General features: G+C 52.5%; 13 protein-coding genes. 11 read left to right on the top strand and 2 right to left on the bottom strand.

Features of this window, described 5'->3' with window-relative positions:
* Nucleotides 1-2: 2 nt before the first annotated feature.
* The gene (locus IPM31_18550; protein MBK9008973.1) at nucleotides 3-494 is read left to right on the top strand and encodes a GNAT family N-acetyltransferase; all 492 of its coding nucleotides are present in this window, start codon (nucleotides 3-5) and stop codon (nucleotides 492-494) included.
* Here IPM31_18550 and IPM31_18545 read toward each other — a convergent pair.
* Both IPM31_18545 and IPM31_18540 read right to left on the bottom strand, forming a co-directional pair.
* Entirely contained in the window at nucleotides 489-1,163 is a 675-nt protein-coding gene (locus IPM31_18545) for a 5'-methylthioadenosine/S-adenosylhomocysteine nucleosidase (GenBank protein MBK9008972.1), read from the bottom strand. The genes IPM31_18550 and IPM31_18545 overlap by 6 nt on opposite strands.
* A 17-nt stretch (nucleotides 1,164-1,180) precedes the next feature.
* Entirely contained in the window at nucleotides 1,181-2,071 is an 891-nt protein-coding gene (locus IPM31_18540) for a hypothetical protein (protein ID MBK9008971.1), read from the bottom strand.
* Nucleotides 2,072-2,262: 191 nt separating this feature from the next.
* On the opposite strand from IPM31_18540, the gene IPM31_18535 reads away from it, so the two are divergent.
* The 10 genes from IPM31_18535 (at nucleotide 2,263) to IPM31_18490 (ending at nucleotide 11,492) form a co-directional block, all read left to right on the top strand.
* Entirely contained in the window at nucleotides 2,263-2,739 is a 477-nt protein-coding gene (locus IPM31_18535; GenBank protein MBK9008970.1) for a PaaI family thioesterase, read from the top strand.
* 259 nt (nucleotides 2,740-2,998) lie between these two features.
* The gene (locus IPM31_18530) at nucleotides 2,999-3,565 is read left to right on the top strand and encodes an RNA polymerase sigma factor (protein MBK9008969.1); all 567 of its coding nucleotides are present in this window, start codon (nucleotides 2,999-3,001) and stop codon (nucleotides 3,563-3,565) included.
* On the top strand, nucleotides 3,562-6,075 hold the full coding sequence (locus IPM31_18525; GenBank protein ID MBK9008968.1) for a LysM peptidoglycan-binding domain-containing protein: 2,514 nt from the start codon (nucleotides 3,562-3,564) through the stop codon (nucleotides 6,073-6,075). Before IPM31_18530 ends, IPM31_18525 begins: the two co-directional genes overlap by 4 nt.
* Nucleotides 6,076-6,161: 86 nt before the next feature.
* Nucleotides 6,162-6,935: an FAD binding domain-containing protein gene (locus IPM31_18520; GenBank protein ID MBK9008967.1), complete on the top strand. Its 774-nt coding sequence runs from the start codon at nucleotides 6,162-6,164 to the stop codon at nucleotides 6,933-6,935.
* Between the two features lie 6 nt (nucleotides 6,936-6,941).
* Complete coding sequence (locus IPM31_18515) at nucleotides 6,942-7,457, top strand: hypothetical protein (protein MBK9008966.1); 516 nt, start codon at nucleotides 6,942-6,944, stop codon at nucleotides 7,455-7,457.
* A complete protein-coding gene (locus IPM31_18510) occupies nucleotides 7,454-7,975 on the top strand; it encodes a hypothetical protein (GenBank protein MBK9008965.1) in 522 nt (173 codons plus the stop codon). The genes IPM31_18515 and IPM31_18510 overlap by 4 nt, the downstream gene beginning before the upstream one ends.
* 219 nt (nucleotides 7,976-8,194) lie before the next feature.
* On the top strand, nucleotides 8,195-8,443 hold the full coding sequence (locus tag IPM31_18505) for a hypothetical protein (protein ID MBK9008964.1): 249 nt from the start codon (nucleotides 8,195-8,197) through the stop codon (nucleotides 8,441-8,443).
* Nucleotides 8,440-9,084, top strand: coding sequence for a nucleotidyl transferase AbiEii/AbiGii toxin family protein (locus IPM31_18500; GenBank protein ID MBK9008963.1), 645 nt, complete (start codon nucleotides 8,440-8,442; stop codon nucleotides 9,082-9,084). Before IPM31_18505 ends, IPM31_18500 begins: the two co-directional genes overlap by 4 nt.
* Nucleotides 9,085-9,301: 217 nt before the next feature.
* The gene (locus tag IPM31_18495; protein ID MBK9008962.1) at nucleotides 9,302-10,342 is read left to right on the top strand and encodes an SH3 domain-containing protein; all 1,041 of its coding nucleotides are present in this window, start codon (nucleotides 9,302-9,304) and stop codon (nucleotides 10,340-10,342) included.
* Nucleotides 10,343-10,409: 67 nt separating this feature from the next.
* Nucleotides 10,410-11,492 carry a site-specific DNA-methyltransferase gene (locus tag IPM31_18490; GenBank protein MBK9008961.1) on the top strand — a complete coding sequence of 361 codons (1,083 nt, stop codon included), beginning with the start codon at nucleotides 10,410-10,412 and terminating at the stop codon, nucleotides 11,490-11,492.
* Nucleotides 11,493-11,495 lie beyond the last annotated feature (3 nt).

Raw genomic sequence — 11,495 nt, 5'->3', positions numbered from 1 at the left:
GCATGATTCAGATTCGCCCCATCCAACCTGGCGAGCAGGAGACCGCCAAGCGGCTTGTCTATCGCGTCGCGCATGAGGTCTTCCAAGACGCGAAACCGCTGGAAGAAGCAATCGCTGAATATGAAGCGCGCGGCGAACTCGGCGACATGGATGATATTCAAGCGAGCTACTTCGAAAACGGCGGGATATTCCTCGTGATGACTCATCGCGAGGAAATGATTGGCACAGGCGCGATCCGCCGCCATGCCGAACATGTTTGCGAACTCAAACGGTTATGGCTATTGCCAGAGCATCACAACAAAGGGCTGGGATATCGAATGCTTCAAAAATTGCTCGCATTTGCCAGAAGCGCGGGCTATCAGCGCATCAGGCTGGAAACACACGCCATCCACCAAAAACGCGCCGTTGCGTTTTACAAACAAGTTGGATTTACAGAAATTCCTATCCCTGGTTCAAACGAAGATGAAGATGTCTTGATGGAAATGGATCTATAACTTCACCGCGTTCAACCAATCGGGCAATTGAGCGATCAACTTTTGCATGACCCCTTTTGCGCGCTCGTTGAAGATTTCGATATTATCGTACGCCTCGCCTTCATTTTCATTGACGATATCGCTGACAGCGCGCAAGATGAGCAGGCGCGCGCCGTTCTTCCGCGCCACCCACGCCAGCGCGGCTGATTCCCAATCGGCGGCGACTGCGCCCTTCGCTTTGAGCGCGGGTATCATTTCCGGCGGCAGGTCGCTGTCTGCGGAAGCGACGAGGGCGCGTCGGGCGGGATGCGGCAGAGGGTCGGCGAGCCAGCTCAAATCGAGGGAAGAAGCGTAGTAGTTGGCGATGTCGAGATCGCCCATCAACTCCACAATGTCGTACACGATCGTCTGTCCGACCAGGATCACATCGCCTTGATTCACAACGCCCTCGAACCCGCCGCAGGTGCCGAGGTTGACGATTAAGTCGGGAGCGTAACGGTCAATGAGATATTGCAGGGTTCCCGCGGAGGCGATCTTTCCCCATCCGCTGTGAAAAAAGGGAATCTCACGATTGGAAATTGTTGCAGTAAAACATTCGCCGTAGGGAAACGAGTCGATCTTTGAATCGGGAAACAACGGTTTGACGCCCACCCATTCAGCGATGGCAGAGATGATGACGACGATTTTCAATGCAGACTCCTGAATGGTTACGCGATGATTTCCCGCAACGAGCGCCCTGCAAGCAATTCTTTCGGCGGGTTGTCGATGTTATACACTTCCCATGTTTCGGTGTGAATCACATCCATCTTGGGCGCCAGTTCCACCAGCGGACCGAGCGTCTCGAGTTCCAGCGCGCGCGCATCGGTGTACACTTCGCAATTACTTCCGAAGTCCGGGTATTCTTCATCGCGGCGCGCGCCGAAGCGTTTGATGAACAGCGCCTGATGGGAGACGTAACCGAGCCAGCCGCGCGGATTGAAATATCCCAGTTTGAATGGGCCCGTTGTGGAATCGGATCTCACGACAATGAATTCATCGCCCGGCTTCAACCGCGCATCGTCCCAGCGCGAAAAGGGCCACAAAGCAAAACGGCGATTCGGCAGAAGCCCGTCGCCATCCACATTGCCGACTTGTTGCGGCAGGATCGCCGCGCCGCCGGGTCTGAGCATGGTGATCGCCCACGGCGCAAGTTTGATGGTTGCCTGTCCGAAATTTTCGAGGCGATGCTTGACGATGATGAATGGTTGTTCCGAACCGATTTGCGCCGAAACAGTTTTACGCAATCCACTGCCCGGCTCTACCGCTCCAATCATTTGAATGCCATTCTCAATTTCTTTTATTGTGGCGCCGGCGTCATCCGGAACATAGCTTCTCGAGAGGCTTTCAGGCGCGACCCAAAAACGATGCCCGCCGTAAAAACGATATTCGCCGTAGGGGGCGTTCACGGTGAACTGCGGAGTTTCCGCGAATAGGTTTTCGCCCGTCCATCGAGGAATCAACCTCACAATACGCGGACCTGCCTCGGCAAGACTCTCGATGCGAAAGAATTTATTTTCGAGCGCAATGGTTCGCAAGCCATGGAAATTTCCGAATTGCATGAGTTAATCTTAGCCGCAAAGTGAAATCTCGTAAACCGAGTGTGGAAAAGCGCGTACAAACGTCCCTGCCACAGAAAACACCGAGAGCATGGAGAGAAAATCTCAAAAGCTCTGTAGCGCTACACGCCAAAAAAACCCTCCTCGTAAACCGATATTGATGGAGAGCCGATATCATCGAATATAATCCCACTATGAAATCCAAACAACCCAACTCGCGCATGTGCTTCATCTGCGGGCTTGAAAACCCCGTCGGCTTGCACCTGCATTTTTACGAAACGGAAGCGGGCGTAGTCGAAACAACATACACCGCGCCCGATCATTTTCAAGGCTATCCCGGCGTGTTGCACGGCGGCATCGTCGCTTCGATGCTCGATGAGACCGCCAGCCGCGCGCACATGGGAAGCGACTTGCAAAATCCGCGCTTTCAGTTCACCGCGAAACTCGAGATCAAGTATCGTCAGAATGTGCCCATCGGCAAACCGTTGAAGATCGTCGGCAAGGCGGGCAGAACAAGATCGCGGGCGGCAGAATCGTGGTCAGGGATTTACGATGCAGAGACAAACGAATTGCTGGCGGAAGCCAACGCCTTGTTCATCAACGTGCCGCAGGAACAATTCGACAAGTCGCGTTTGAACGAACTTGGGTGGAAGGTCTATCCCGAAACATGAGGTTGGCGCTCCTCATCACTGACAAACATTGGACTCTGTCAGAAATAATTTCTAGGACGCAGACACTTGCGCCGAGCGCCAGCGCGGCGTGAACGCTGATTCACGCTGATTCAGAGAGAGAAAAAAATCTGCGTTTTCTGCGTTGATCTGCGTCCCGCTTTTTCGGCAGTGCCTAAAATTTCCCTGTTACTTTTTCAGCCCTCCTGCAACATACTACTACTGCGCGCACAACAACACAGGAGGCTACTTGATCACACACATGGTCGAACAAACGAAAACAACCGCCGCAAACGATCTCGCTTTAGCGCGTAACGCGCTCGCCGATGAAGACGCATTTGCCGAACTCTATCGGCAATATGTGCCGCGCGTCTATCGCTATCACATGGCGCACACAGGCAACGTCAAAGATGCCGAGGACCTCACCTCGCAGACTTTCGTATCCGCTTTGGAGGGACTCAGATCGTATCGCGGCGACGGGTCGTTCGCGGCGTGGATATTGGGGATCGCCTCGAAGAAGCGGCTGATGTTCTTTCGCGGGCGCAAGCCTGAGGTTCCGCTGGACGACGCGCTTCATCTTCCCAGCCCCAGCCTGCCTACCGATAAGGCGGCGTATCAACGCCTGAGGCTTGAGTCGCTGGCGCGCGCGCTGAAAGAGATTTCCCCGGATCGCGCGGAGGCGGTTGTCCTATCCTATTTTGGCGGACTATCGAATCAAGAGATCGGCGCGTCGCTTCACAAGAGCGAGGCGGCGGTCAAAATGCTCGTCTCACGCGGACTGCAAGACCTGCGCGAGCGAACCTCCCTAAGAATGGAGGCAGAACTATGAACGATAAATTCACAAACGACACAGACAAAATGGATGAATGGCTAGCGCAAACCGCTGATGGACTGAACCCCAATTCTCAATTCGCGGCTGAATTGGAACAATCGCTGAGGCAGGCGCATCGCGGAAAATCTTCGCCGAGGTGGTTTCACTTCACGCGCAAGCAAGCGACTGCCGCGCTGGCATGGACGGTTTCGCTGATCGTCTTCGCGCTCTTCATGAGTTGGACAATCAAATTAGTCGCGCCGACGCCGACCGAAGTACCCGCGTCGAATCAAACGGTCGCGCCTCAGCCAACAGAGTCGTCCACCAACAACAATAACGAGACGCCAGTCACTCCGTCGCCAAACGACGGCTACGATTGGCGCGGCGCAACACTGTATTTGAACGCGCCACTACCAGACGAGCCCTCGCAAGCAAGTATCTATCTCTTGACAGAAGAAACGCCCGCGACGGTCGAGCAAGCCCAAGCGCTGGCTCAGCGATTCGGGATTCAAGGTCAGGTGTACGTGGCGAAACATCCCGTCACCGGTGAAACGGATTATCTCCTCGTCACAGACGGCAAGCAATCGCTGGCGATGACCACAGACCGCTTCTTCACGTACACCGCCGACACCTCGAAGGTGTTCAATGTTTTCGGCGGCAGTTATCCTCCCAACGCGGAAGAGATCATCAACGAATTCCTATCCTCGCATGGATTCGACTTCCCGCACAAGGTAGCAATAGACGGCTTGCATGGCGGCTACACAGTGGAACCGCTCTCGCCCGATGGTTACCCAATTGGATACGAGTATTTCACAACGCGTCCGATGCGCGTGATGCTCGATGAAAACGGAACCGTGCTGCAAGTGGAAGCCAACTTGCCGGGCTACGAACCCGCCTCCGCGCAGACGTACAACATCATTTCCGCCGAAGAAGCGTTCCAAAAACTCATGAACGATTCTATCCCCGCCGGGAAGATCGAGAGCATGAACTCCTCTCCCGCAAACATGAAACAGTGGACGCGCGAGTATCCCGAAAACGAAACGATCGCGATCTACGGTTATCCGTCATCCATCCCCGCGCTCGACCCCGCGCAACCCGCCTTCATTCAAATTGACGGCTTTACCGTGACCGGCAACACCGCCGGCATGGAAGCGCTGGACCGCAATACCTTCGTCGAAGCGACCGGTCAGTTCGTCATGGTGAACGACATCAAGAAGTTCAACATCGAATCATGGCGAGAATCGCCTTTCGCGCAAGACGGCGTGGTCGGCACGCTGACCTCTGAAAACGGACAATATGTTTTGCAAACTCAAGAAGGCGAACGAATCGTCCTCGAGCCCGCATTGCCAGCCGATATTCCGCTACCGTTTGAAAACGCCTTTGTGGTAGGCGCGCGTCGAGGCGACGTGTACGATTGGACGCTCATTGATAGCCGCATGTCCGTAGCCATGGGCGGCGGCGGTGGAGGCGGCGGATTCGGCTTCTACCAACTTAACTTGAGCGGCACGCCGGTTCCCTTCCCGCCAGCATCGCCCACCCCGGGTTTAGGCGTTGGGAATTACATCGTGCAAGAAGGCGATACCCTCATTTCCATTGCTGAATCGCACGGCATCACCGTGGACGAACTCATGCAGGCAAACGGCATGACCGACGCGCTCATCTTCGTCGACCAGCAACTGATCATCCCTGGCGGCGGAGGACAAACCCAACAAGGTCCAGATATCGGAAAACGATTCGACAACCAACGCGGCACCATCTCGATCAACATCATCCGTAAAGCAGACGGCAGTTCGAAGACCGAATACACATTCGCAACCCTCGTGAAGGGACAAACATATTATCTGCACCTGACTGGCGATAATCTGGACGAACTGATGCAAGCGCAAAATCGTCCTGTAAACATTTGGGCGACTATTGAAGGCGTGGACAATACCGGCGCATTAATCGCGCGCGTCGAACGGTTCGAGATTCCATTCCCAAATCTGCAATTCAAAATCTTACGCGGCACGCAACAGCGCATCACACTCGAAGGTCAAAGCGCGATCTTGTTCAAAGCGGAAGATGGAAAAAGTTATGTTCAGTTGGCGCCGGACGGTAACATGGATATCAACAACCTCGGCAACGAAGGCGACCCGATATTACTGGAAACACTTGCGATTCCCGACGAGGCATTCGGCGGCTACCCCACTCTGCGAGTCTTCAGCGGTTCGATGGCGACCAACCCAAAAGATGGACTGCCCATGGAACTCACCGTCACCGCCGACCAGATCAACACCTACGATGAGAATCCAGAATCGTTAGAAACATACACGCCGCCCGCGCTCACAATCGAAAAAATCGAATTGATGTATTACATCACCAACCCGCACTGGCAGGCAGGCGAACTCGACGGCAGTCAGCCATACATCCAACCGGTGTGGCGTTTCTCTGGTCATTACGAAAACGGCGACGAGTTCGAGATGTTAGTGCAAGCGCTCAAAGACGAATATCTGTTGCCCGAACTGGCGCCATTCACACCGCCCGGATAACGCGCGCAGTCAACCGCATCAAACATGCCGTCATCGAAAGGTGGCGGCATGTTTGATTGTATAATGGACGATATAAAGGAGTCCTCATGATCACTGCCTATCATCGCCCAAAAACTTTGGATGAAGCCCTCGCGCTTCTCAAACAACCAAACACTCTGCCCTTCGGAGGCGGCACGCTTCTTTCTCACACTTCGCTCAATGCAGACGGGACGACTGATTCGGTTGAAGCGGTTGACCTCCAACTCATCGGCTTGGATTCGCTCCGCGTAAACGGTAACAGTCTCGAACTCGGTGCGACTCTCACCCTGCAATCGCTCCTCGAATCGGAACATTGCCTCGAAGCATTGAAACGCGCGTTGAAACTCGAAGCCCCGCTCAACATCCGCAACTCAGCCACTGTTGCAGGGACGTTGGTTTCATGCGACGGCAGGTCTACGTTTGCGACGATGTTGCTCGCGCTTGATGCGAAGTTGTCAGTGAGCAGTGAGCAGTCATCAGTCGTCAGCGATCAGTCATCAGTGATCAGTCTCGGCGAATTTTTGCCTCTTCGCCCGCGCGGACTGATTACTTCCATCACCATTCCACTCAACGTAAAACTCGCCTTTGAATATGTTTCGCGCACGCCTGCCGATAAACCCATTGTCTGCGTCGCGCTCGCGCAGTGGAATTCAGGCAGAACGCGCCTCGCTGTCGGCGGATTCGGCAAAAGTCCCATGCTCGCCATGGACGGCACAGCCTCCGACGATGTCGCCACCGCCGCGCGCAACGCCTTCCACGAAGCGACCGATGAGTACGGCTCCGCCGAATATCGCATGGACGTTGCGTCCACGCTGGCGAAGAGGTGCCTGGAAGTACAATAGACCTCGATGAACACTCGTCTTGTTACTGTGAGCGAAGAGCAATTGGTGTCCGAACTGTGGGCGCGGGATGTGCGGTTTCTGATGGGGGAACAAATCAGCCAACATCCTCTGCTTGACTCCGCGACACTCATCCAATCGCTGGCAGACAGCCGGGATGCCCGTGTGCGCATGGCTTTGATACCCTTATTTCTGCGTCATCCTGATTTTTTCGGCGATGCAAAAAAAGCAGACGAAACGCTTTCATCACAGCCGAGTCAACTGTACCTTCGCTTTTACTATACAGCCGCCGTTCTGCTTCAACGAAAGTACAGAGAGCGATTGATTAGAATCTTTGGAGAACATATACAACTACCCGATTTATTTTCAAGACTATTAGACGTCTCGCTGGATTCAAATCCAAACGACGCACTTGTGAGATTGGCAAAGCGACATCAAGTCCTAAGCGGACAGCGCATTAACTGGCTTGAAACGTATGAACATGGCGCAGAGCGTCTGGTCAAGTATATGGAAAAGTTCAAATGAAGACGGTATCCAAGCAGGCTATCCATGACTTTCTCCAGCGGTTGGGAATGCGCTACCCCAAGCCAGCGACCCTTCACCTGCTTGGCGGCAGCGCATTAATCCTTCTCGGAAGTTCGCGCGAAACACTCGACATTGATTACGTAGGCGACGACCTACAAAAAGACGCTTTTCAAATTGCCATCGAGGAAGTTGCAAACGAACTGGGGTTGGATACGGAGCCAGTCCCAATCGAGCGATTCGTGCCCTTGCCAGAAGGAAATGAGCAACGCAGTATTCACATCGGTCAATTTGGGAAGGTTGATGTCTTTATTTTCGATCCATATAGCATTGCGCTCAGCAAGCTAGATCGAGGCAGTGATCGTGATTTGGATGATCTCGTTTTCCTGATTCGGCACAACCAGATCAGCGCCGTTGAACTGGAACGCATCCTCAACGACGCCCTACCCCATGCGGGCAAATTCGATTTCAATCCTGATATCCTAGCCCATTTGCAGGAGATGAAGAGTCGACTGAAATAAAGTTGTTTGTTCTCAGATTAGCAAACCGCTCTGGCAAACAGGCGATTTATTACCTAAAAGGAAACTACTATGATCGAAGAGCAAAAAACTTCCACGCCCGAAGCCAAGAAGCCGTTGTCGTTGGCGCGGCATTCAACGAAGCGCAGAAGCGGAAAGACCAGAATAACAAATCGTAAGCCGCCTATATCCCAGCCAGATTCCGCGTAGCAATTGCATCCCATGACCGCCATCCCCTCCTCCCTCGCCCCGTTCTTTCAGGAATACGACATCGCCAAACTCGTCCCTGAAAAGGATTCGCACACCATCATCGAGCGCGTCTTGCAATTTGGGAACCGCGCTGAGATCAAATGGCTGTTCACCGTCTATTCGCGGGAGCAGATCGTTTTATGGATCAACCGCTTCGGCGGCGAAAGGCTCCCCCAGCCGCATCTCAACTTCTGGACTCTTGTTTTAAGCGCTGAAAAATGACAGCGCTCTTTTGGGATACTGTTACAGAAGAAATGCGCATGGTACTGCGCGAGTTTTTCACTAGCAGGATCGGGAATCGCTTCTATCTCGCGGGCGGCACTGCTCTCGCGCTTCAACTGGGGCATCGCCGATCTATTGACATCGACCTCTTCTCGCCAACCGAAGATATCCCGTCCATCCGCAACACCCTTGAAGACGCGCTCGCTCCATTGAAACCCGAATTGTCAGATACATCTTGGGGGAATCTGGTTTTTGTTGTAAAAAATGTTCGTGTTGGATTCTTCGGGTATGGATACACTCTATTAAATCCGCTGGTGGAGGACGAGAATCTCCGCATCGCCTCCATCGAAGACATTGCCTTGATGAAAATGGACGCCATTTTATCGAGAGCAAACCGCAAAGATTTTTATGACCTCTATTTTATTTCGCAAAATATTCCCCTGAAAAGATTGCTCGACCTTGCTCCTAAAAAATATCCGTCCGTTCGCGACTTTGAAGTTCAAGTTACAAAACGCCTGGTTTATTTCGAGAGCGCCGAGCACGATCCCGATCCGATACTTTTACAGATTGTATCGTGGGATGCCGTGAAGAATTACTTTGCTGAACAAGCCAAATCCATCGAGCAGAGTTGGTTGAAATAACTCTTCTCATAGTGAGGGGATGCTTGGAATCGCTTGCATAATTCCCGCAAACAGCTCGGCGAGGCATTGCCTGCCGATGAGCGCGCCTCGGAGGGATTGCGTTATCGAAGGCGTAACCAATTCCGCCTTGTCCAGACGGGGATTCTTGGGTAGGATTCGTTCATTGCTTATTACAGGCGCACGAAAAACTTTGATATACGAACGCAAGGAGGCAACCATGCTCAGGCTACGTTTCATTTTTTCGTTTTTAGTCTTGGCGACGACACTGCCTTACGGAGGAACTTCATCAGAATATAAGACACAAACCCAATTTGATTTATCACAGGAAAAAAGTGACAATATTAATTTTGTCAATTTGTATATTGATGAAATCAAATTTCTAGCAAACGTAGGGGACGTAACCGGCCCCGGGGAATTTCGCCTAATCATCCTGGCGGCCGATACATCCGGCAAATCGAGTGGCATGTTCTGTCCGGGGGATAAACCGCTGAAAGTTCGCAAAGGAGATACGGTTCAAGCCCCTTGCCTACTGGCAGTCAGTTTTGACGAATCCAAAGTATCAGACGGGGTCTACATCACGATCATGGCTGTGGACGAGGACAAATCGTCATTACCAGCAGACCTTTCTTATGAGGCGGCATCTGCAGGTCTTGGAAAGGCGCTTGGATCAGTAGCAAAAAAGGGCGCTGAGAAATTGGGGGTTACATTACTCACAAAAAGCAGCCCTTTTACATTTGTTGCGAGTGTACTGTACAGTTTTCTGAGCGGCAAACTCAAGGAATGGGTTCAGAAAGCAGATATTATTGGATCGCAAGGCGTTTACTTAAGTAGAAAAGATGGTTGGGCAACCAACGAGACAAATACCATAACATCAAACGATGGCGCGATTCGTGTTACCTACACCATCGTTCTCACGTCTTCTACCCCGCCAAATACAAAAGCGCCAGTTCTGGGTTCCACATCCTCTCAAACTTCAACGCAAAAGTATTGGTGCGATGATTTGAGTTACGTAAAGCTTAAAGTAGGCGATCGCGCTAAAGTCATTTGGGAAAAAGTCAATTTGCGAACAGCGCCTATCGTCCCACTGGAGTATTACGAAAACAGCATATCGAAAGTGGAAAAGGGAACAACTCTCACAATTATTGGCGGTCCTGCCTGCGCACACAATGGAACGTGGTGGCAGGTTCGCATTCAAAGTGGACTAACGGGTTGGATGCGGGAGCGAACAGACAGCTTGGGCTATTTAATAGGGAAATAATCCAACTTTGCCATAGAGTAGCGTTCATACTGAAATCTGAATAAGCGATGACGGTATAATTCGACCCGTGGCTCATCTCCCCCTCGACCAAATCCTACGCGGCGATTGCGTTGAAGTCCTCCGCTCGCTCCCCGCGAACTCGGTGGATGTGATCTTCGCCGACCCGCCGTATAACTTGCAACTGCGCAACGAGTTGCATCGTCCCAACCTCACCAAAGTCGACGCGGTCAACGACGGCTGGGATCAGTTCGAGAATTTCAAAGCATATGACGAGTTCACGCGGGATTGGCTGAGCGCGAGTCAACGCGTGTTGAAAGACACAGGCACGATCTGGGTCATCGGCACGTATCACAACATCTATCGCGTCGGCGCGATCATGCAAGACTTGGGATTTTGGATTCTAAACGATGTATTGTGGATCAAAGACAATCCTATGCCAAATTTTCGCGGCGTGCGGCTCACCAACGCGCATGAAACGATGATCTGGGCGCAGAAGAAAAAAGGCGCGAAGTACACGTTCAATCATCACGCCATGAAAGCCTTGAATGAAGACCTGCAAATGCGCTCCGACTGGAGACATTGGGAACTCCCGCTTGTGAGGGGCAAACAGCGCGTCAAACATAACGGGACGAAAGCGCACTCGACACAAAAACCCGAAGCGCTACTGTATCGGATTTTGCTCGCGTCATCGAACGTTGGGGATGTGATCCTCGATCCGTTCTTTGGCTCAGGGACAACAGGAGCGGTTGCGAAGAAACTCGGTCGCCGCTGGATCGGCATCGAACGCGACAAAACATATATCAAGATCGCGCAACAACGCATTGACGCGGTTCTCGCCTCCCCATCCGAGGTGTTGATCCTCTCCGAGAAACGGAAGCAGGCGCGGGTCCCGTTTGGAGCGTTGCTCGAAAACGGATTATTGAATCCAGGCGAGTCGCTTTACTTCGCGCGTAACGGCAAACGGGCGAAAATCCTATCGAACGGACACATCAAATGCGGCGAGGTCACTGGCTCGATCCACGGCGTGGCGAAATCGCTGATGAACGGCGCGCCCGTCAACGGCTGGGATGTGTGGTTTTACAAAGATGAAAACGGGAATAAAATTGTGATTGATGAATTGCGCGAGAAAATTCGCACAGAATCTATGTAATGC

This window comes from Candidatus Defluviilinea gracilis (genome assembly GCA_016716235.1).
GTDB lineage: Bacteria > Chloroflexota > Anaerolineae > Anaerolineales > Villigracilaceae > Defluviilinea > Defluviilinea gracilis.
Note: the sequence above shows the minus strand (reverse complement) of the source record. Positions and strands in the feature narration are given on the sequence as shown.